The sequence below is a fragment of the Roseibium sp. genome, assembly GCF_965232425.1.
Lineage (GTDB): Bacteria > Pseudomonadota > Alphaproteobacteria > Rhizobiales > Stappiaceae > Roseibium.
In genome coordinates, this window is the sequence record NZ_OZ246971.1 from 4,274,256 (window position 1) to 4,294,984 (window position 20,729).

Annotated in this window: 17 protein-coding genes; 10 read left to right on the forward strand and 7 right to left on the reverse strand. The window is 57.6% G+C overall.

Translation table 11 applies throughout. The annotated features are described in order from the left end of the window. The first annotated feature begins 24 nt into the window (after nt 1–24). Nucleotides 25–828, forward strand: coding sequence for a hypothetical protein (locus ACO08A_RS19450; protein ID WP_422037603.1), 804 nt, complete (start codon nt 25–27; stop codon nt 826–828). A 33-nt stretch (nt 829–861) separates the two neighbouring features. Beyond that, nucleotides 862–1,389 carry a hypothetical protein gene (locus tag ACO08A_RS19455; protein WP_422037604.1) on the forward strand — a complete coding sequence of 176 codons (528 nt, stop codon included), beginning with the start codon at nt 862–864 and terminating at the stop codon, nt 1,387–1,389. 325 nt (nt 1,390–1,714) lie between these two features. On the opposite strand, the gene ACO08A_RS19460 is transcribed toward ACO08A_RS19455, so the two are convergent. Then, nucleotides 1,715–2,443, reverse strand: a complete 729-nt coding sequence (locus ACO08A_RS19460; protein WP_422037605.1) for a hypothetical protein — start codon at nt 2,441–2,443, stop codon at nt 1,715–1,717. A 59-nt stretch (nt 2,444–2,502) separates the two neighbouring features. Beyond that, nucleotides 2,503–3,078, reverse strand: a complete 576-nt coding sequence (locus ACO08A_RS19465; RefSeq protein ID WP_422037606.1) for a helix-turn-helix domain-containing protein — start codon at nt 3,076–3,078, stop codon at nt 2,503–2,505. Between the two features lie 571 nt (nt 3,079–3,649). On the opposite strand from ACO08A_RS19465, the gene ACO08A_RS19470 reads away from it, so the two are divergent. The 4 genes from ACO08A_RS19470 to ACO08A_RS19485 all read left to right on the forward strand — a co-directional run bounded on the left by ACO08A_RS19470 (nt 3,650) and on the right by ACO08A_RS19485 (nt 7,339). Beyond that, nucleotides 3,650–5,752 carry an alkyl/aryl-sulfatase gene (locus tag ACO08A_RS19470; protein ID WP_422037607.1) on the forward strand — a complete coding sequence of 701 codons (2,103 nt, stop codon included), beginning with the start codon at nt 3,650–3,652 and terminating at the stop codon, nt 5,750–5,752. A gap of 360 nt (nt 5,753–6,112) precedes the next feature. Further along, nucleotides 6,113–6,400: a hypothetical protein gene (locus ACO08A_RS19475; protein ID WP_422037608.1), complete on the forward strand. Its 288-nt coding sequence runs from the start codon at nt 6,113–6,115 to the stop codon at nt 6,398–6,400. A gap of 20 nt (nt 6,401–6,420) precedes the next feature. Continuing rightward, on the forward strand, nt 6,421–6,672 hold the full coding sequence (locus ACO08A_RS19480) for a hypothetical protein (RefSeq protein WP_422037609.1): 252 nt from the start codon (nt 6,421–6,423) through the stop codon (nt 6,670–6,672). Nucleotides 6,673–6,745: 73 nt separating this feature from the next. Then, nucleotides 6,746–7,339, forward strand: a complete 594-nt coding sequence (locus ACO08A_RS19485) for a hypothetical protein (RefSeq protein WP_422037610.1) — start codon at nt 6,746–6,748, stop codon at nt 7,337–7,339. A 690-nt stretch (nt 7,340–8,029) separates the two neighbouring features. Here the strand turns inward: ACO08A_RS19485 and ACO08A_RS19490 are convergent. Continuing rightward, nucleotides 8,030–8,617: a hypothetical protein gene (locus ACO08A_RS19490; protein ID WP_422037611.1), complete on the reverse strand. Its 588-nt coding sequence runs from the start codon at nt 8,615–8,617 to the stop codon at nt 8,030–8,032. Nucleotides 8,618–8,855: 238 nt separating this feature from the next. On the opposite strand from ACO08A_RS19490, the gene ACO08A_RS19495 reads away from it, so the two are divergent. After that, nucleotides 8,856–9,233, forward strand: coding sequence for a Rap1a/Tai family immunity protein (locus ACO08A_RS19495; RefSeq protein ID WP_422037612.1), 378 nt, complete (start codon nt 8,856–8,858; stop codon nt 9,231–9,233). A gap of 424 nt (nt 9,234–9,657) precedes the next feature. Here the strand turns inward: ACO08A_RS19495 and ACO08A_RS19500 are convergent, their stop codons facing one another. Then, entirely contained in the window at nt 9,658–10,041 is a 384-nt protein-coding gene (locus ACO08A_RS19500) for a BA14K family protein (protein WP_422037613.1), read from the reverse strand. A 181-nt stretch (nt 10,042–10,222) separates the two neighbouring features. Between ACO08A_RS19500 and ACO08A_RS19505 the strand changes: the two genes are divergently transcribed. Together ACO08A_RS19505 and ACO08A_RS19510 are read left to right on the forward strand one after the other, a co-directional pair. Continuing rightward, complete coding sequence (locus tag ACO08A_RS19505; RefSeq protein WP_422037614.1) at nt 10,223–10,999, forward strand: HugZ family protein; 777 nt, start codon at nt 10,223–10,225, stop codon at nt 10,997–10,999. Nucleotides 11,000–11,561: 562 nt separating this feature from the next. Further along, nucleotides 11,562–12,206, forward strand: a complete 645-nt coding sequence (locus tag ACO08A_RS19510; protein WP_422037615.1) for a DUF1062 domain-containing protein — start codon at nt 11,562–11,564, stop codon at nt 12,204–12,206. Nucleotides 12,207–12,261: 55 nt separating this feature from the next. Here ACO08A_RS19510 and ACO08A_RS19515 read toward each other — a convergent pair whose 3' ends face one another. The 3 genes from ACO08A_RS19515 to ACO08A_RS19525 form a co-directional block, all read right to left on the reverse strand. Then, nucleotides 12,262–14,019 (reverse strand): methyl-accepting chemotaxis protein, encoded by a 1,758-nt coding sequence (locus tag ACO08A_RS19515; RefSeq protein ID WP_422037616.1) that lies wholly within the window; start codon nt 14,017–14,019, stop codon nt 12,262–12,264. Between the two features lie 217 nt (nt 14,020–14,236). Beyond that, complete coding sequence (locus tag ACO08A_RS19520; protein ID WP_422037617.1) at nt 14,237–17,821, reverse strand: hydantoinase B/oxoprolinase family protein; 3,585 nt, start codon at nt 17,819–17,821, stop codon at nt 14,237–14,239. A 165-nt stretch (nt 17,822–17,986) separates the two neighbouring features. Further along, the gene (locus ACO08A_RS19525; RefSeq protein WP_422037618.1) at nt 17,987–19,483 is read right to left on the reverse strand and encodes a glycosyltransferase family 39 protein; all 1,497 of its coding nucleotides are present in this window, start codon (nt 19,481–19,483) and stop codon (nt 17,987–17,989) included. 223 nt (nt 19,484–19,706) lie between these two features. On the opposite strand from ACO08A_RS19525, the gene ACO08A_RS19530 reads away from it, so the two are divergent. After that, complete coding sequence (locus tag ACO08A_RS19530; RefSeq protein ID WP_422037619.1) at nt 19,707–20,702, forward strand: TRAP transporter substrate-binding protein; 996 nt, start codon at nt 19,707–19,709, stop codon at nt 20,700–20,702. Nucleotides 20,703–20,729: the final 27 nt, after the last annotated feature.

Sequence of the window (20,729 nt, forward strand, 5' to 3'; positions counted from 1 at the left end):
CTCCTGCCAGCGGGTGATGATCTTGTGACGGAGCGGGATCGAATATCCAGACACGAGGGTCAGACAGAGATCCTTCGGGAGAAGATACTCGGTTCTGCTCAAGGTTACGACGCGCAATCTGATCCGGCACCGACGGGCTTCAGCTTCGAACCCGCTCCGAAGGCCTTTGACGGTGTCACCGATTGCATGTGGTCTCCCTCCATGAACACGTGGGTGGACCCCGACACGTACGGTGGCAGCGATCTTGTCCCGCACCCAGGTGTAACCGACGAGACCACAAAGCCTCGAAAGGTTCCTGAGGAGATCCAGCAAGAACTTGAAGAGCGTCACGAAGCCGATGAAGGCGAAGACGAACTGGACGACCACCTGACTGAGGGCGCAAGTCTCGGTGAAGAAGCCGAAGACATTGTCGAAGCGCTGGGTGACAGTCCGATTGCCGACGAGTTGGACGAACTACTCGACGAAGATCGGGATCGCATCGAAGCACTGGACGACATCCAACTAGGTCTTCGTGTCGGTGACGTCGACAACGCCATTGATGTTATTCAGGATCAGCTTGGTGTCTCCAAAGAGGCTGCTCACGAGACCTATGAGAGCGTCCGGTTTTCGGCAATGGAAAGTCTTGGAGATCAAATTGGCGAAGCTCAAGCCGCATCGCTCTTCGCTTACGCGGATTCCGACAATACTGCTCGACAGCTGGCGCTCGACTATGCCCTCGGCAAGCTCGATGGCCCTTTTATGGAGAAGGCCTATGCCGCTTGGTACGCCAAGAAGATGGGTGACACCTCCACCAACCGCAAGGCAACAAAGAAGCGCAAGTACCGCTAATCAACTGCCACAACAAGAAAAGGAAATGATCCAATGGCCAATTCCAAAGGCTCCCAAACCCTCGACATCCAATCTCTGTCCCAGGTTGATCCTCGCATTCTCGAAGACGCTTTGAAGAACTCCCGAGAAAACGAACGGGTGATTGAACTTGAAGCTGAAGTCGCTCGGCTCAAGGCTGAGAACGATCAGCTGTTGAGCGACGTGAAGAAACACCGTGCTGACGAGAAAAGGGCGCAAGACGCTGTCCGTGATGCTGCCGGTGTACTTCAGGACTACGTCAAGAAAATGAACCCGGTTCCAAGGCGCTATGGTGGCGACCCGACCTCAAACAGCGTGAACCAGTTCGGCACCAATACGCAGGTGAAGATCCGACGAGTTGCCCAGGAGAAGGGTGTTCCGGCAGAAGATATCGTCGCTGCCTACAAAGCCGGAACGTTTGACCTTGACAAAGAGATCGAAGATATCACCGGAAACAAGGCTCCGGTGAAACGGTCCCGGTCTGCGACATCGGTAGAGGTCGGCGCCGTAATTGCGCAAGTTCAGGGCAACATGCCAGCCTGAAACAAGTTCTATCGCGAAGGAGCTAAGGGCGACCGCCATTCTGCGTCGGAGAGGTCGTGTCTCATGTTTAGGGCTCCTTTTCGGATCTTGAAACACGTCAACTCACCGACTTCAATGTCTGCTTTGCCTCCAATCAATGCTCTATGGTTTGTTAGGTCGAACAACCGCTTCGAGCCGATCCAAGACCTTTGGCGAGATGCATTGAACTCGAAACTCGGACGGGAAAAGTCATTCGCTGAAACCTCAATCAATGGCTGCTATGTGTAGGGAGTATGATTTCTCAAAGGTCGGTTTTTTTAAGGTGCTTTGGTAAAAACGAAACGCCCTAGAAACGAATGTTTGGATCATCTTTCGGCATCGTTAGAATATCGGGAACCCGACAATGAGCCTCCATCCAAGCTCTTTTGTGCGGGCAAACCCAAGCCATAACATCAAGAACGTTCTGGTAATCCTGTTCCAGATGACGTTCGAAAACCGGCTCATGATGCGCAATCCGATTCCGGAAGGTACGAAGGTAGTCCAGCGGTGTGTGTGCGCCTGTCCGGTTCAGCGATGTTGCGTGCGGAAACGCGTTGCGAAGCGCCGGTCGCCAGAGTGTCATTTCATAGTTCGCCCGTCCGGTGGGATTTAGCCGACCACCACGGCCAAGCAACGACACCCAAAATCCAAAGGACAGCCCTGCTATGACATGAGGCGGATCAACTGCATAGCTATTGCGTTGCAGATCGCTCTTTGTCTGCGCTACCTTCGACTGCGCTCGCCTATCAAGGCCAGTCGCCGGATTATCGTACCAGTATGCCCCATAGGCTACTGTAAGATTGGAGTGCATCGAGTTGCGGACAGCTACTTCAAGTGCTTGAAGTGGTCCATAGAACGCTGCACTTACAGCCGTGTTCCATGTATATAGCTGCGCGGCCAGTTGTTTGTCGCCTCCCGCGGCGCACAAATACGTTGCAAAGCGTTCGGGTGAAAGCGTCGCTTCAAGTTCGGCTAGAGCGTCCGCACTGTATGCGTACCCCTTGACATCTACGTCCGTATCCTGCATTTTACTCACGTTCGCCCCGGATCCGCCTCTGCCCTAGGTATGCGCCCGGGGCTCAGCATTTGTAGGGCCTACCCCTCTTTGGTACTGCCTGCCGCTTGCTTTGAACGTCGCTTGTAGCCACGCTTGGAAACCGCCTTACGTTCTTCCTTTGCATCGTCGTCGACTTCGCGAAACTCGGGCTCAAGTTCTTTCAGACGCTTAACCAAACCCGTCAGGTCGTAGATGTTCGTCTGCTTTCCTCCATGCGCAGCCAATCGTTCGATGCGTTGCACCAATCCAGCTTGCTCCAGCTCCGCAATGTAGCGACGCACTTGCCGCTCACTCAGGCTCAGGCGTTCTGCGAGCCGTTTGACGCCGGGATGCGGCTTTCTGGCCTCATCCCACCAAAAATCGCATAGTTGTATCAAAACTGCCAACTGTGTTGGGTTCAGTCCCAGTCTTTGTTGTGCCCGGAGAAGAAGCGAGGGTACGATGCAGAAGCCCAGATCAATAACCTTCTTGCCCCACTTCCGCTCCGAAGACATGCCAGCCTTCGAATTCTGTGGGCGAAGCCGGACAACCTTTTGGTCGCTGCCGTCTTGTTGTTTCTCAGTCATGGCGATAACCTTTCCTTGAATTGGAATATCGCATTGAAAAAACTGCATTTCAATATCACACCACCGGACATGTGTGTCCGAATTGACCGGTCGTCGGTATCCGCTGCCTGCGGACTGGGGTGTCCGGTAAAGAAGCACGATTCACCTAGCACCCGAGAAACTGCACGAACGAGTATATGTTAGGTGCGGACATTCGTGTCACGAGGGACCTCTATGAATGCACCACCTATCCCTGCAGATAGACAGAAGATTGAAATGCTGGCCTTCCTGGACCTGCGCTGAGGGGTCATGCCGGTCAAAGTCGGCCGCAACAATCAGTCGCCGCTAGATTTGGTGGAGCCGCAGAAAAAAGCTAGAGACAGTCATTGGTCTTGTCTTGCATGAGCGTCCGCAATGGGCCGTGAGTTCCATGTAGGAAAAGGTCTACTAGGTCCGCATTCCGGGAGTTGGTCGAAGGTGCGGCGAAGGTCTGGAGTGAGCCCAAACAAGACACTCGAATTGGAGCTTAATGGACAAACGTATCCACGTTCGTAGCCTTTGTTCAACATCAAAGCCTTCTATCCCGAGGTCGCGTAAAGTCAGCAACACATTTCATTTAATAAAAGCCGGGAGGAACGAAATGACTACCAGACGAGACGTATTGAAAGCCATTCCCACAGTCGGAACCGCATTTGCCGTTTCCGGAAGCGTTTTGCTCGATGAAGCCGCGGCCCAGACGCAAGAAGCGGCACCGCTTGAGGGCCATTTCCATCCCAAGGGTAAGGCACCTTCCGAACACACGCTGAAGGTATTGGACGAGGCCCGCCGAACCCTGCCGTTTTCCGACACGGAAGATTTTGAAGAGCAGCAACGCGGCCTGATTGCCGAAATGCCTGACAAGAAGATTATGGCCGACGCGGGCCACGTGGCTTGGGACAAGGAACGCTTTGATTTCCTGAACACCGACACTGATTTCGACAGCATTCACCCGTCGATGCAGCGCATTTCTCGCCTGAACCAGAACTACGGTCTTTATGAAGTGATCCCGGGCATCTACCAAGTGCGCGGCTTTGATTTGTCTGACGTGTCCTTTGTTCGGGGCAAGACCGGCTGGATCGTGATCGACCCGTTAGTATCTGCCGAGCCTGCGCGGGCAGCGCTCGCACTGTTACGCGAGCATGTCGGGGGCGATTTACCAGTCACGGCCGTGATTTACTCGCACAGTCACGGCGACCATTGGGGCGGCGTGCGCGGTGTTGTCGACGAAGCTGATGTCCGCGCCGGCAAGGTCGAGATCATTGCGCCACGCGACTTCATGGAACACACGATTTCTGAGAACGTCTATGCCGGTAACGCTATGAACCGGCGACTTTTCTACCAATATGGTCTGTTGCTCCCGGCCAGCCCGCACGGCTATGCCGGTCAGGGGCTGGGACAAGGCGTCTCCGCCGGTCAGGTCGGCCTGATCGCACCGACACGCATTGTAGAAGACGATATCGAGGAGTTCGAGGTCGACGGGGTGCGGATGATCTTTCAGAACACCCCGGGAACCGAAGCACCATCTAACATGAACACGTATTTGCCGGACATGAAAGCGCTATGGATGGCGGAGAACGTCACCGCGACGGTTCACAACATCTACACGTTGCGCGGTGCGCCGGTGCGGGACCCGTTACGTTGGTCGAAATACATTTCACGGGCTCTGCACCTTTATGGGGAAGAGGCCGAGGTGATGTTCTATTCGCACCATTGGCCGCGCTGGGGCAACGACCGAATTCAGTCAATCCTGCGCGACCAGCGTGATGTATACGCCAATATGAACAATCAGGTGCTGCATTTCGTGAACAAGGGCGTGACGATCAATCAGATCCACAACGTCTATGAGTTCCCCAAAGGACTGCAGGATAAATGGCACTGTCGCGGCTATCATGGCTCGGCAGCCCACAACAGTCGCGGTGTTGTGCAACGCTATATCGGGTTCTGGGATTGCAACCCGGCTACGCTGATCCCGCTGTCGCCGGAGGACAGCGCGCCGCTCTACGTTGAGATGATGGGTGGGTCGGACGCGATCATCGCGCGCGGGGCCGAATTGCATGACAAGGGCGACTACATGCTGGCAACCGAGATCCTCAACAAGCTGGTTCAGGCCGAGCCACGCAACATGGCGGCGCGAAACCTGCTGGCGGATGTCTACGAACAGCTTGGCTACCAGCAGGAAAACCCGGGCCTGCGCAATTCGTTCCTGTCCGGCGCCTTTGAATTACGGACTGGCATTCCGGAGGGGGACATACCGGATACCTCCAGCCCGGACGTAATCCGTGCCATGTCAACCGAGTTGTTCCTCAACTTCCTCGCCATCAAGATGGACGGTCGCAAGGTCGATGGGCACGAATTTACCATGAACCTCATAACTCCGGACAATGGGGAGAAATTCCTCGTTGAACTGCGCAACAGCACGTTGACCAATGTCGAAGGGTTTATCTCTGGTACGCCGGACGTGACACTAACCATCAATCGCCTAGACTTGGAGCCGGTCATGGCTGGGGAGAAAACGCTGGATGCGCAGATCGCGGACGGGGTTGCAACGCTCGATGGCGACCCGACTATCTTGGGCGTATTGGCGCAGGCGATGGTCGATTTCGATCCTTTCTTCGAAGTTCTACCGGGGACACGTGATCCGCATCATGTCGAAGCCCATTCTGATGCATTTGAAGCCGTGACAGGGCTACCGGCTATCGAGTGAACGTCTGAAGGGTCAAATGAGAACAAGGTATGGGCGGCAAAACCGCGCATACCAAACGCGCGTTCCTGCAAGGTTGTAGATGTCTGTTTCGTCCGCACAGCTGACCTTCACCGTCTATGGATCGCTTCAGGGTCTTCATGCAACAGCAGACATCGGCGCTCGCTCGTTTATGCGGACACGCCCAAACCTGACCACCAACAGTGACGCATGACTCAGGATCGCCCCTTCAAGGTTTAACCCGATGAGCTTCGCCCCACGTAGCATCGCTTCTGCGCCATCCCCGGCATTCAGTCCGCTGACCGTCCACGAACACAAACCGTGTCGAAACCCTCGGAGGATTGCTCTCCCGGGGACGCTTAGATGAGTCAAAATAGAAAGATCAATCTGATGCCCAAAGCTACTGTTGAACTGCTCATCGAGCTGGACAAACAACTTCAAGCTTCCCTGATCGAGAAGCTTCAGGACGACAACGAGGCGACCAACGCGGCCTACTTTCGAGAGGCTGTGAAGTATCTCAGGTGGGCCGGTGTCATCGCCGACAACAGAGGAACCGGAAACGGAAAGACACCTCTGCCATCCCGTGAAGAGGCCGTGAGCCTCCTGTCGTCTTTCCGGAAATCTCTCGGAAGCCAAGACGACGACATCTAAAAAGTACAAGGATTTCAATCATGCGACTTACTGAAAACGCGCCGGTCAAAGTTGAACGCGGCATCTACTTCTTTTCCTCGATTGGTGCTGGCACCGCTGCCGTCGAGATTAGCGTTTACGGACGGCCCTTCGAGGCTCTTCAAGACGCCGAAGGTGCCAATGCCACCTTCCAGAATGACAATGGTCCGCTGAAGTTGCCTGAGTGTCAGCTCCGGTACACGGGTGCGAACTGCGAAGTAGCACTTGCCCCTGTCGCCTCAGATCGACGCTGACAAATACCCTCATATAGCCCTGCATGGTCCCCGTGGATCGTGTGGGGCTTTTTTTCTCACTCATGGATAAGGAATGACTGACAACACGAGCATCACGCAGGAGCGCTTGAAGACGCTCGTAGACTATGACCCGGCAACCGGTGTCTTCACATGGAGGTCTGGACGCAATACCGGAAAACAAGCTGGGTCAAAAGCCAAAGGGAACAATACCGCCAAAATCGGAGTCGAGGGTCGTCTTGTATCTCAGACGAAGGCAGCGTGGCTATTCATGACGGGGGAGTGGATCGACCAGTCCGTCTACATGAAGAACGGCAACCGGAACGATCTTGCCTGGAACAACCTGACTCTTGAGAGGCCGTCTCGCGTCGGTCAGAGATCGACGGCAAGGACTTGCAGGAAGCCGAAGCAGCGCCTGAATCCGAAAGAGAACTGGAAGCGTATCATGAGGAATCGTTTCGAGACCGACGAAGAGTTCGAAGTCCTCTGGCAAAAGCACTTGAAGGCGCAGGAGGAACTTGAAGCGCATCGCCGGAAGCACTGGAGGGCCTACAAGTTCATGTTCACGGAGGAAGAGATCGAGCAGTTTAAGGCGCTGAAGGAATACGAGTGCGAGGCGGTCGAGGGCCTCGTCCAGCCCCTCGAATGTCTGACAATAGTGCGGAACTGAGTTATCCAAGGAAAAAATGGCTATTAACAGAAAAATGCGATCTCGGCCTGATTTCCGGTCGAGATCGCTCGTTCTGGCTGCGAAAGTTTACCGCTCACTCAATGGAACGTTGCATTCACAAATGAGATCGTAAATGATCTCGGTGATCCTTCCGGCTTCTTTGTGACTGTTGTCATTCAAGGGGCCGTCCGTGATCTGTTGGAGCTGGCGGATGTACGCGGGGAGGCTAAACCAGTGTGCTTCCGCTTGCTCCAGTCTCCCGAAAAGATCGTCCGAGTCCGTCAGATCTGGCGGGGTGTTGTCGTTGGCCGGTGTTAGGTCAAATGACAACTGGACCTCCTTGGTCCGTGGGTCGTATTCCAATCGTTTTTTCGCCTTCTACTGTTAACGTGCGCCGGTCGATCTCATACGCAAGACTGCTGATCGGACGACGTGATTCGAGTCTGACTCTGATTCGTTGCCCTGGCTAGGTGAAAACGGGGTTATGCCCGTTCTTCGCCAATCCTGTTGACGACGCATTTTTTCACGATGCCCAGGAACCAGACCCTCAACCTGATCACCGTCGCCTTCGCCAAGGAGCGGGGCTGGAGGCTGATCATCGACTGCCTTCGGTGCGCTTACAGCGAGGTCAACAGCTTCGAACCGTTCGGAGACCGGGAACGATCATCGGTTTGCGCAGTGGCCGCATGCTCAGGGTGCTGCTGGCGTTGAGGAGAGCGCGGCAAACACTCCTACCAGTTCAATCACTAGGTAAATGAAAGATGCGAAACCCAGGACCAAGAGTGCCCCAACGACTACATACAACCATCTAGGAAACCGTCGGTTCACTATTAGCGGTATGAGTTTCCCAGTCGCTTCATTCGAGCGGACGCTCAGGATACTCGGCGTTTCTCCATGCAACATCAGCACATTGAGTGAGATTTGCTCACGGGGTGCAATGCTACCGAACTTGACAATGAATCTCCCATTGGGATTCACACTGGTTTCAAACTGCCTCTGTGGCCAGACTTCAAAGTTCTTGGGAATGTAATTGAACGTCACTTCAACGTCTGTCGCGACACCTCTCCCGTTGTTTGAGAGAAGGTGGTAGTTGGTGCAGATGGCAATATGGTCTGCTTCCTCTTCACTTGTTTGCTCAAGTGTAACCTTGTGCATGAAGCCGTGAGTTAAGCCCCAGACAAGTTTCACCTTCGGCTGCAAGAAATACTGCGCAATTGCCAGCACAATGGCCAAGCCGAAGGAGACAAACTGAGCGCCGTATTGTCCGAAAAGCTCCATGAATCAAAACCTCAACGGGAGAACATTCTTAGGATTCGCAGAGTAGAGTTCTGGTTGTATTGTGTAAATGCAGCAACGCGGCGGCGGTGGTGACATCCACCGGCATTCGGAACTGGTCATGGCTGCGCTGTGGCGGCACGAAGCTGGAGACAAGGCCGAATTACCCGGCATTCGGTGAGGCCAAGGCACATCTGGTGGGCCTTCAGGAGACTGGAAGGGGCAAAGAGTGAGGCTGATAATGAAAATGGATATGAAGATGTTTTGGGGTGCACTGGTGGCGATGACGCTCACAATATCGCTCGTTGTGATTGAGCCTGCAGCAGCCGAGAAAGAAGGTGGTTTCTTTTATTCTGGCAATGACTTCCGTGAGATTTGCGATGGTGACATCACCGACTACTGTCTTGGGTTTGTTGCAGGCGCTGTCGATACGACCCGCGCGCTGAGGTCAGAAGAGCAAAAGTCCAAAGGTTTGGTGGGGTGCATACCTATCGGAGTTGAGCTTCAACAGCTGTATAGCATTGTTATCAGGGAGTTTGAGGAACATCCTGAGGAACTCCATTATCCTGCGAGCTACCTATTGCTCCGGAGCATCGCGGAAGCCTTCCCCTGCAACTGACACACCCCGGATGTTTTGGGAAACACGTGACGATCATCACAGCTGTTCCCGCCCGGTCCCGTATCCTGTGATCATTCCAAATCGGTGGAGTGGAGGATCTCGACGTGAAAGCCCTTGTTCTCGCATTGGCACTTGCAGTCACTGCAGTGCTCTCACCGGTTCCGTTCGGTGCACTCGACGCCCACGCCTGTGATCCAAGTATCATGCAGTGCTGAGAGCCCGGTTGTTTTCAGAAAAAATCTGTTAGCACTCTTATATATACACACATACCCAGATCCCCCCGTACCCCCTATAGAGCCCTTGCAGAGTAACGGGCGGCCCTAAAGGGCGGCCACAGTGCCTTTTGGGTAGTTACGGATTCAGCATCCGTTGTAACCCGTTGTGGTTCAAGGGCAATTGCAGGCACTGTGACCAAACTTGTGACTTAATACCGGTCAGCACATGTCCCGTTCATATGGTATATTGTACACGGGGGGCTCCAAGGCTGGTATCCGACTGCACCGTGCACCTGACCCGGGTAAGGGGCAGGCGGGTAGTAGGTTGCCGGCGGCGGGGGCGGCGGTCCTGCATAGGCCGGGCGGTTGGCCGCGCCGAGCAGGATGGCACCTGCCGCAAGGCCGATGACGCCGGCAGCGACGGCTGCGCCGACATTGTTGTTGTTTCTGTGGCGTTTATGGTTGTGGTGGTAGCCGCCGTGATGGTGGCCCTGCCAGCCCCGTTTCGGGCCGGCCTCGGCCGTTGCAATTGTCGGAACGAGAAGGGCGCCGGACAGGGCGACGGCAATCAGGCGTTTGCTCAAGGTTTTCATCGGTTTCTTCTCCAGGTGCCTGCGCCTTTTTGTGTCCGGCGCCGTATCTGATGAACGGACATTCGCATACCGGCCCTGAACGGGTTCTGAGATGCCCGTTCATCTTGCGTTCAGGTTCGCGCTATGGTGTTTCTTGCCGTGCAGGGGAGCAGCCGGCTGTCCGCAAACCGAGGAGACAGGTGTGAACACGCGCAACGACAATGCCAAGGAACCGATGTCGCCCATCCGCGAAACCGACGACCAGTCGCGCCGCCTGGCGAAGGACCTGGTCCGGACCGCGCGCTTCGGTGCGTTGGCGGCAATCGAGGCGGGCACCGGTCATCCGCTCGCCAGCCGCGTCGCGCTCGCGACCGATCTCGACGGAACGCCCATCATCCTCACGAGCACCCTGTCGGGCCACACATCCGCGATCCTTGAAACCCCGGACTGTTCGCTGCTGGTCGGGGAGCCGGGCAAGGGCGATCCGCTCGCCCATGCAAGGATCACCCTGTTTTGCTCTGCGGTGCGCACCGCGCGGGAAAGCGAGACGCACAAACGCCTGAGGCGGCGCTATCTCGCGCGCCATCCCAAGGCTGAGCTTTACGCCGATTTCGGCGATTTCGCCTTTTTCAGGCTGGAGCTCAAGCGGGCGAGCCTGAACGGCGGTTTCGGCAAGGCGTTTGAACTGCAGCAGGCAGATCTGCTGACGGCGCTCGGCGATGAGAAGAGCTGGCAGGCGATGGAGGAAGGTGCGGTCGAGCACATGAATGACGACCACGCGGATGCGATCAAGCTCTACGCGGAGGTGCTGTGCAAGGGCGAGGCGTCCAATTGGCGCCTGTCCGGTCTTGATCCGGAAGGACTGGATCTTGTTGCGGGCGACAGGATCGAGCGGTTCTGGTTCGAGACTGCGCTCGAAAGGCCCGAAGACCTGCGCAAGGTCCTGGTCGACCTCGCCAAGCAGGCGCGCGACGTCTAGGGTACGGACTCATAAATGAAGTCAATTTGGTTTGGATCGTTTTGACCAGCTGCGAGAAGCGGAAGCGCAGGAAATGTGGTTCATTTTCAAGCCTTTCGCGACGCGGCAGATGGCCAAAGCGACCAAATCCGAAGGACGGCAAAATGGCTTTACCTCGCAGCGTCACCGCGCTTGACCGGGCATAAAGCCCGCTCTGAGCACGCTTCCTCGCGAGATTTTGCCATTTCTGCCGCCAAATCGGCTTCATTTATGGGTCCGTACCCTAGGGCCTTGTTCCGGCCGGCGGCATCAGCTAGAAAAAACCTTCGTTTCAATCAGGACGATTATCTTGCCTACGCTCTGACCGGTCTTCGTATCCGCTTGTCGCTCTCAAGAGCGACGTTCTGACTTGTTCGTCATGCGGCGGATCGGGACCGGTGTGGCTTGGCCCTGCCGTATTGATTTTCCGATACGTCCACTCAACTGAATTCCCCTGACAGCCAGACCGATGTCTGCCGGTGCTTCTGCCTGCGGGCTCCCGACTGACCGGTGACGGACTTCCTTCAAAGGGAAGACCGACGGAATGTCATTGCCTCTTTATGTCCAGTGGAAAATCCTGGGCGCAGACACCCTGCATATCGAACGCCACTGCGCCGGCTGTGGCCGCAACACGCCTTTCGTGTCAACGGAAAAGTTCCGGCTGAATGCCAACGGAAACCGTCTCGATGCCTGGCTGGTCTATGCCTGTCCCGCCTGCGGCAATCGCTGGAACCGCACGCTGTTTGAGCGCCGCCCTGTCCGCTCGCTGCCACAGGCGACGATCGAGGCCCTTCAGGAAAACGATGCCGGGTTCGCCCGCGCTTTTGCGGTGCAGCCGCCAAGGCGAACCGATGGTTTCCGGCGCGGCACGGCTGGCCCCTTCAGGATCGAGAAGAACATCCTGTCCCTTGCAAGGTCGGTCGACGACACCCTGGACCTGGTCCTGCTGAACCCGGCGAACCTGCATGTCCGGCTCGACCGCGTGCTTGCCGAGGGATTGGCGGTGTCCAGAGCGACGGTGCACAAGCTTGCGGCTACCGGCGTCTTTCGTTCGCCGTTGATGGCGAGGAAAGTGCTCAGGCAAGCGATCCGCGAACGAAGCGTGCTCGAAATGCGCGGTCTGAACCAGCATGTGCTTCCTGACCTGCATGAGAGACTGCTCCGGCAAGGCCAGACTCAGGGTGAATGACATTGCCATGCGCCTTTGGCCGGACCTGTGGTTCCGGCCAGTGCATCGTCCGATGTCAGGCGGCGCGCAGATGACCGAGAAAATCGGCGAGCCCGTTCCGGATGGTCGCGATCTGCGCCGCCACGTCGTCGACCCCGTCTGCAACGTCCTTCGCCCGTGAGCCGGACAGCTGTGCGGCCTGGTTCACTTCGATAATGTTCCGCGAGATGTCCGCACTCCCATGGGCGACTTCAGTCGCGTTTTTCGCGATTTCAGAGGTCACGGCGTTCTGTTCCTCGATCGCGGAGGCAATACCGGAAATCTGTTCCCTGATCGCGCTGACGGACGCGACCACCTTGTGGATGGCCTCCGAGCATGTCGCGGCACCGGATTGAACGCCGGTCAGTTGCGTCCCGATCTGGTCGGTCGCCTGTCCTGTCTGAGTGGCAAGCGCCTTCACTTCAGAGGCGACCACCGCGAACCCCTTGCCGGCTTCACCGGCGCGGGCAGCCTCGATGGTTGCGTTCAGGGCCAGCAGGTTGGTCTGGTCGGCAATGTCGCTGATCAGCTTGAGGACCTCGGTGATTTCTTCTGCGGCAGAGGAAAGATGTCCAACAGTCTCGTTGGAAGTCTGTGCCTCGTCGGTGGTTTGCGACGTGGAACTGCTGGCCAGCGTGACCTGGCGGCTGATTTCCTGAATGGAGCTTGCGAGTTCCTCCGACGCCGAGGCGACGGATTGCACACAAGCGGTTGATTCTTCGGCAGCCGCTGCCACGGTGTTGGACCGGTCCACGGTTTCGTCACTGTTGCGGGTGAGTTCGTGCGCACCTTCGGTCAGGTCCTTCAGAACCAGCACCACCGCCTCGCAACTTGCCATGAGCTGGCCTTCCAGTTCATCGGCAAGCCGCAGGCGCGTGTCGCGCCGGTCCGCTTCCGCCTGGATCTCTTCCTCGCGGGCCTGTTCCTGCAGGCGTTTCATCTCGATCATGTTGATCCGGAAGGCCTCGAATGCCTCCGCCACCTGGCCGATTTCATCGCGAGAGCGCACACGCACATTGACCTCGGTGTTGCCCCTGGCGAGTTCGGAAAGGCCGCCCGACACTTCTTTCAACGGTTTGGAAATCACGAAACGCGCAAACAGGATCGATCCCACGATGCAAAAAAGGAACGTTACCACAGACACGATCGTGATCTGTTCAAGTGCCTGTTTTTCATGTTCTTCCGCCGCAACTGCGGCTGCGAGGGTGAACCGTTCGATCTCTTCCAGAAGCGCGATAAGTTCATGGTCGAGCCGCTCCTGTTCTTCTTCCAGGGTCACGAGAAGGGTATTGGCGGCCTCAAAATCGTCGATCTCGACGAGATGCATGATCTCGTCGACGTGGTCCTTGTACTGGGCGTATTCCGTCTCGATGCGCTTCAGCTGGCGAACCGCCATGGCAAATTCCTTTTGCTCGGCTTCCGAGCTGCTGTTCGCCAGTGCGTATTCGGCAAGTTTTTCCGCTTTCAGGATTTCGTCGGCGACCTGGAGCTCGAGCTTTTGAAGCCGCACCTTCATCGCCTTGAAACCTGCCTTTTCGGTCTCGGAGCGGACACCGGCAACCCGCATCATGCGTTCGACCAGCGCCGCCTGCTCCAACTGATGATTGGTCACGTGGCTGATGGCTTCGGTAAGGGGAATGTCCTTCTCGGCAATGTTGGCGAGTTCCCTGCCGATAAGGTTCATCTGAAAGATCGAAACAGCGGACACGACAACCAGACCGATGCACAGGAATGCAATCAGAGCGAGAATCTTGGCGGCAACCGAATGTGAAACCGGATTTGGCAGTCGTAGCATGTTTGTCTCGCAATTCGTCTGAATTACCTGAAAACGTGACGTAATTTATTTATTTTAGGCGATTGCCCGTTGAAGATTCGGTTAAATCTTTTCCCTCAGGACTTAGTTGTAAATTTCGCTTATTGATAGAAATAGCGACTGCCAAGTTGACCTGCAAAAAAGAAAGCCGCTCTCCAAGAGAGCGGCTTGCCGGACACCTTTGGTGTGTTTTGGACGGTCAGGGTTGACCCCAGCCGCCTGCAGTCGGGGTAATCACAGTCACGGCTTCGCCGGGTTCAAGCACGGTCTGGTCACACCCCTCCAGCACCTCGATGCCACCATCGAGACGGCGCACTTCCGTTCGCCCAAGTTCCCCGTCTTCGCCGCCGTTCATGCCCTTGGGTCTGATGCTCCTGTGCGACGACAGGATGGCGCAGTCCATTTTTTCCATGAAACGCAAGGTCCGGCGCGTGCCGTCACCGGCAGACCATTGCCCCTTGCCGCCGGAGCCCTTGCGGATGTGAAAGTCCTCTAGCAGGACAGGGAAGCGGAACTCGAGCACTTCCGGGTCGGTCAGGCGCGAATTGGTCATGTGGGTATGCACGCCATCGGTTCCGTTGAAACCGGGCCCGGCCGGAGACCCGGAGCAGATGGTTTCGTAATACTGGTAGGTGTCGTTGCCGAATGTCAGGTTGTTCATCGTTCCCTGGGCATTGGCCATTGCACCGAGCGCGGCGAACACTGCATTGGTGACGTGCTGCGAGGTCTCGACGTTTCCGGCGACCACGGCGGCCGGATAAGAGGGGCGCAACATGCAATCATCAGGAATGACGATATTGATCGGCTTGAGGCAGCCCGCATTCATCGGAATGTCGCCTTCCACCATGACGCGGAAGCAATAGAGGATCGCGGCGCGCGTCACCGGTTCGGGCGCATTGAAGTTGTTCAGCTTCATGCCCGATGTGCCGGTGAAATCGACGGTCGCCTCGCGCCTGTCCTTGTCGACGGAGATCCTCACCTTGATAACGGATCCCTGGTCGGTGGGATATTCGTACTCGGACTCCTTCAGCGCCTCGATGACGCGCCGGACGCTTTCCTCGGCATTGTCCTGAACGTGGCCCATATAGGCCTGGACGACATCCAGGCCGAAATGGGCGACCATCTTGCGCAGTTCCTGGATGCCCTTCTCGTTGGCGGCGATCTGGGCCGAGAGATCGGCAACATTCTGATGCGGGTTGCGCGCCGGGTAGGCGTGGCTGGTCAACAGGTCCACCAGTTCACTCTCGCAGAACCGGCCCTCGTCGACGATCTTGAAGTTGTCGAAAAGCACGCCTTCCTCGTCGACATTGGTGGCGCGCGGGGTCATCGAGCCCGGGGCCGAGCCGCCGACATCCGCATGGTGACCGCGCGAGGCGGACCAGAACAGGATCTCCTTGCCGTCGTCATCGAAAACCGGCGACACGACGGTGATGTCGGGCAGGTGCGTGCCACCGTTATACGGGGCATTCAGCGCGAAGACATCGCCGGGTTTGATGTTGCCCCTGTTCAGCTTGATGATCGTTTCGACCGACCGGTCCATGGAACCCAAGTGCACAGGCATGTGCGGCGCGTTCGCGACCAGGGCACCGTCTGCGTTGAAGACGGCGCAGGAAAAGTCCAGCCGTTCCTTGATGTTGACGGAATAGGCGGTGTTCTGAAGCGTAACACCCATCTGCTCGGCAATGGACATGAACAGGTTGTTGAACACTTCCAGCATCACCGGATCGGCATGGGTGCCGACGGCGCTCGCCCTCTTGAGCGGGACGACACGTTTCAGGATGACATGGTCCTTGGAATTGACCTCTGCCTGCCAGCCGTCCTCGACTGCAATTGTTGCGTGGGGTTCCATGATGACCGCCGGTCCCGTGACCCGCGTGCCGGGTTTCAGGACGTTTCGCCTGTAAATGCCCGCGTCGTGCCACGTGCCTTCCGAATAAAGGCGCGTCGTTTCAGTTGCCTGCGGGCTGTCCGAGGAGAGGCTGAGGTCCGGTTCGACCAGCCCGGCGCCACCGCCCGCCGTTTCGACCTCAAGCGCTTCGACGACGATCGGCTTGTTGTCGTAGGCGAAGCCGAATTGCTTCTTGTGGGCTTCTTCGAAGGCGGCCCGCATTTCGGACACGCCGTCGAGCAGGACGGGCAGGGGCGTGTCCGTCCCGTCGTAGCGCAAGTGGGCCGTCGCGATGGAGCGGCGGGCCCCAGCCGCGACCGCCTGCCGCTCGAGTTCGGCTTCCGTCTGCGTTGCCAGTTCTTCCTTCAGCGCCGCCAGTTCCGGCAGCAGGTCTTCCGTCAGCGTCTTGACCACCGCTTTCTGCCGGTCGGCGCGAATATCGGCGAGCCCCATGCCATAGGCGGAGAGGATTCCGGAGAAGGGATGCAGGATGACGGTGGTCATGCCGAGGCTGTCGGCGACCCGGCATCCGGTCTGACCGCCGGCCCCGCCGAAGCAGGTGAGGGCGTATTCGGTGACGTCATAACCGCGCTGAACAGAAATTTTCTTGATCGCATTGGCCATGTTCTCGACTGCGATCTTGAGGAACCCGTCCGCGACTTCCTCCGCCGTGCGGCCATCTCCGATCTCGGCGGCAAGCGCTTCGAACTTCTCCCTGACCGTATCTCCGTCGAGCGGCTGATCCTGGTTGGGGCCGAAGATCTTCGGAAAGAAGGCGGGCGCGAGTTTTCCGGTCATGAGATTGGCATCGGTGACCGTCAGCGGGCCTCCGCGCCGGTAACAGGCGGGGCCGGGGTTGGCGCCTGCCGAATCCGGACCGACCTGAAATCGGCCATCGGTGTAGTGCAGGATCGAACCGCCCCCGGCTGCCACCGTGTGGATCATCATCATGGGCGCGCGCATGCGCACGCCGGCCACTTCCGTTTCGAAGGCGCGTTCGTAGTCGCCTTCGAAGTGGCAGACATCCGTTGATGTGCCACCCATATCGAAGCCGATGATCTTTTCGTATCCGGCCATGCGGGACGTCTCGACGGCGCCGACGACACCGCCTGCCGGGCCCGACAGGATGGCGTCCTTACCCTGGAACAGGTCCGCAGCGGTCAATCCGCCGGAAGACTGCATGAACATGAGCCGCGGACCTTCGCCGAGCTCCGCCTGAACCTGGTCCACGTAACGGCGCAGGATCGGCGACAGGTAAGCGTCCACGATCGTGGTGTCACCACGCCCGACCAGCTTCATCAGCGGCGAAACCTCGTGGGAAACGGAAATCTGCGGGAATCCTATCTCTTCGGCGATTTTCCTGAGCGTCTTTTCGTGCGCCGGGTAGGCGTAGGCGTGCATCAGCACGATGGCGATGGAGCGTATCCCCGCGTCCCAGGCTGCCTGCATTTCGGTACGGGCCTGTGCTTCATCGAGCGCTGTCTCCAAGGTGCCGTCGGCACGCACACGCTCGGTGATTTCGTGGACACGCTCGTATAGCAGTTCCGGCTTGACGATTTCCTTGGCGAAAATCTTCGGCCTGGCCTGGTATCCGATTTCAAGTGCATCGCGGAACCCGCGCGTTATGAACAGCGCCGTGCGCTCGCCCTTGCGTTCCAGCAGGGCGTTGGTTGCCACCGTGGTGCCCATCTTGACCGTTGCCACCTTGTCGGAGGGTATGGGCGCGCCCTTTTCCACACCGAGCAGCTCGCGGATGCCCTGGATCGCGGCGTCACGATAGGCTTCCGGGTTTTCCGACAGCACTTTGTGGGGGTGCAGCGTTCCGTCAGGCGAGCGGCCGACAATATCCGTGAAGGTGCCGCCCCGGTCGATCCAAAAGTCCCACTTCGCTGTCATTTTCTTTCCTCTGGTGTTTCGAGCTGTCATCTGCGCGGCGTGTCAGCTTCGGCATGGCGTGATTTCTAGGTCAGTGGTTTTATGTTGACATTTTATCGATAAATTGTCGATGATAATTTTCTGAATTTGTTGTCATGAATGCAAAACTTCAGAGACATCAGTGTTCTAGTTGTCCTTTTTCGGTGCGGCTCCCCTGGTTTTGTCCGTCTGGTTCCTGAAGAGAGACAGGCCGCTGGCGCCCCAGCCAAAGGTGCGAGCGACAGGTTCATCTTCACGCGCATCAAACGCCTGTTTGGCGGCTTCCAGCTCTTGCGGGTTGGTGTGTACCACAAGCAGCCAGTCGTTGCCTGTCTCTGAAGGGGAGGAACGCCTCGCGATGTCTTCCGGTGTGTCCGCAATCGCAAAGCTGTCCGGTGCCCGCAGGTAGTAGTCCAGCGCGGGCGCTGCGAACCCCTTGAACAGGGTGAGCCGGTCATTCGGGGAACGTTCCGAAAGATAGGCCTGCGTTATGCCGCGCCAGTCCGGCCGGACTTTCTGGGTCAGGCTGAACCTGAGTTCGGGAAACGTGAGGACGAGCGCGCCTGCGACGAGTGCCGCAGGCGCGAATCTCGGGGAGAGGCGTTCCGCGCCGGCGGCAGCCAGCAACAAGAGGCCCGGCCAGGATGCGATGAGATAGCGGTCGAACAGGACCGGCTGCACAAACAACGAATAGAGATAGGCAAGCAGCGCGGGGCCGAACGTATAGGCGAAGCATATCGCCAGAACGCGGGCGCTGGCGGGTGAGGGCGGTGCCTGCGCTTGTCCCGGCAGGGTGGCCGGCACCGCCGCGAAGGCGGCAAGGCAGATCAGCAACCAGAAGAGAACCAGAGATCCGGTGATGCCGAAAACCATTGACGTCAGGAAGGGGATATCGGGAAAGGCGATCCAGAAACCGGCTTCGGCGACGGAACTCGCGCGGATTGCAAGAAGGTAGAGCCAGGGTAGAAAAGCGATGGTGCTGACGCCCATCGCCAGGCAGGCGCGAAGGGCGTTCGAGCGGCGGACGGGCCGGCGGGAGACCAGGTCGCACACGGTGAGGAAGGCACAGACGGTTCCGACCGATGCGAAAGCCAGGAGCGCATAAACGTGGCTGTAAAGAAAAAGAGCGCCCGAGACCGCGAGCAGGGTGAGCCAGAGCGCGGACGGGTTTCTCAGAACCTTCAGGGTCGCAAGCAGGAAGGCGAGACCGCATGCCGCCAGAAGCGCGTACATGCGGGCCTCGGTTGAGTACCAGATGTGGAAGGGTGACAGGGTGAGCAGCGTCGCCGCGGTCAGGCCGGTGATCCGTCCAGCCAGTAATTTGCCGATCAGATAGGTCAGCAAAACCGCGACGACGCCCAGGACGGCCGACGGCAGGCGCAGTGCCGTTTCGCTGTCACCGATGACCGGTATCGTCAGCCAGAGAATCATGTTGTGGAGCGGCGGGTAGTTGTCGGTCGCGACCGAGGCAAGGAGAGCCGCCAGGGAACCGTTCGACTGGCTCCAGCTGACAGCCTCGTCGTACCAGAGGCTTGTCCTGTCCAGATCATGCAGCCGAAGCGCGGCAGCCGCGGCAAGGACAACGACAAGAAGCAAAGTACTCGCGATCCTCATAGAGCGGCTCTCGGCGGTCGTCTGCAGCACTTTTTTGTTCTCCCCCAATGAATTAGCGACGCTATCCAATTCGTCTCAAAGAAGAAAGACGGTTCTCTCACTGACTTTTCGATGATAATTTATCGATAAAACGTTGATGTTTTGAGTTTTTGAGTCTAGCCTTGCGGCAGATGCGCTTTTTAGAGGTGTTGAGAACAAGGCACCGGAAACAGCATCAGGCCGGGATGGGTCCGGCTTCCAAGAGGAGAATTTCATGCTGCATTCACGTATTTTGAACAAAGCCGGCGCGCGTCTGGCGACCGCTGCCGTGTTCGGTCTTGCCGGTCTTGCCATGGCATCTGCCGAAACCAAGTGGGACATGCCGACGCCTTATGGCGACAGCAACTTCCACACTCAGAACATTGCGGCGTTTGCCGACGACGTCAAAGCGAAGACCGATGGATCCGTGACGATCACGGTTCATTCCGCGGGGTCCCTCTTCAAGCATCCGGAAATCAAGAATTCCGTCCGCAAGGGCCTGGCGCCGATCGGTGAAGTGCTGGTCTCCCGTCTTGCCAATGAAGATGCAGTCTTCGGTGTGGATTCCGTTCCGTTCCTGGCGCCGTCCTACGACAAGGCATGGAAACTCTATCAGGCGTCCAAGCCGGGCCTGGAAGAAAAGCTGGACGAACAGGGTTTGCAGCTGCTGTTTGCCGTGCCGTGGCCGCCGCAGGGCATCTATGCCAAGAAGGAAGTCACCAGCGGCGGGGACCTGAAGGGTCTCAAGTTCCGTGCCTACAATGCCGCCACCGAGCGCCTTGCGCAGCTTGCCGGTGCCGTGCCGACCCAGGTTGAAGTTCCCGATATCGCGACCGCGTTTTCCACCGGGCGGGTGGAAGCCATGATCACGTCGCCGTCCACCGGCGCGAACTCCAAGGCATGGGACTTCCTGACTCACTACCACGACACACAGGCCTGGCTGCCCAAGAACATGGTGATCGTCAACAAGCGGGCGTTCGATGGTCTGAGCGACGCCGAAAAGGCCGCCATTCTTGAAGCTGCCGAACTTGCCGAAAAGCGCGGCTGGGAAGCGTCGAAGGTCGAAACAAAAACCAAGACCAACGTTCTCATCGAAAACGGCATCAAGGTCGTTCAGCCGAGCAAGCAGCTGATCAAGGATCTTGCGGCGATCGGCGAAACCATGGCTGCCGAGTGGCAGGACAACGCCGGTGAAGCCGGTGCTGCCGTCATCGAAGCTTACAAAAACTAAAACAAACAGCGCGAACGCCGGGCTCGA

Bases quoted from the DNA above. Each gene is read 5' to 3' on its own strand.
- ACO08A_RS19455 (WP_422037604.1), top strand. From the start codon at position 862: ATGGCCAATTCCAAAGGCTCCCAAACCCTCGACATCCAATCTCTGTCC.
- ACO08A_RS19465 (WP_422037606.1), bottom strand. From the start codon at position 3,078: ATGCAGTTTTTTCAATGCGATATTCCAATTCAAGGAAAGGTTATCGCC.
- ACO08A_RS19470 (WP_422037607.1), top strand. From the start codon at position 3,650: ATGACTACCAGACGAGACGTATTGAAAGCCATTCCCACAGTCGGAACC.
- ACO08A_RS19475 (WP_422037608.1), top strand. From the start codon at position 6,113: ATGAGTCAAAATAGAAAGATCAATCTGATGCCCAAAGCTACTGTTGAA.
- ACO08A_RS19480 (WP_422037609.1), top strand. From the start codon at position 6,421: ATGCGACTTACTGAAAACGCGCCGGTCAAAGTTGAACGCGGCATCTAC.
- ACO08A_RS19485 (WP_422037610.1), top strand. From the start codon at position 6,746: ATGACTGACAACACGAGCATCACGCAGGAGCGCTTGAAGACGCTCGTA.
- ACO08A_RS19490 (WP_422037611.1), bottom strand. From the start codon at position 8,617: ATGGAGCTTTTCGGACAATACGGCGCTCAGTTTGTCTCCTTCGGCTTG.
- ACO08A_RS19495 (WP_422037612.1), top strand. From the start codon at position 8,856: ATGAAAATGGATATGAAGATGTTTTGGGGTGCACTGGTGGCGATGACG.
- ACO08A_RS19500 (WP_422037613.1), bottom strand. From the start codon at position 10,041: ATGAAAACCTTGAGCAAACGCCTGATTGCCGTCGCCCTGTCCGGCGCC.
- ACO08A_RS19510 (WP_422037615.1), top strand. From the start codon at position 11,562: ATGTCATTGCCTCTTTATGTCCAGTGGAAAATCCTGGGCGCAGACACC.
- ACO08A_RS19515 (WP_422037616.1), bottom strand. From the start codon at position 14,019: ATGCTACGACTGCCAAATCCGGTTTCACATTCGGTTGCCGCCAAGATT.
- ACO08A_RS19520 (WP_422037617.1), bottom strand. From the start codon at position 17,821: ATGACAGCGAAGTGGGACTTTTGGATCGACCGGGGCGGCACCTTCACG.
- ACO08A_RS19530 (WP_422037619.1), top strand. From the start codon at position 19,707: ATGCTGCATTCACGTATTTTGAACAAAGCCGGCGCGCGTCTGGCGACC.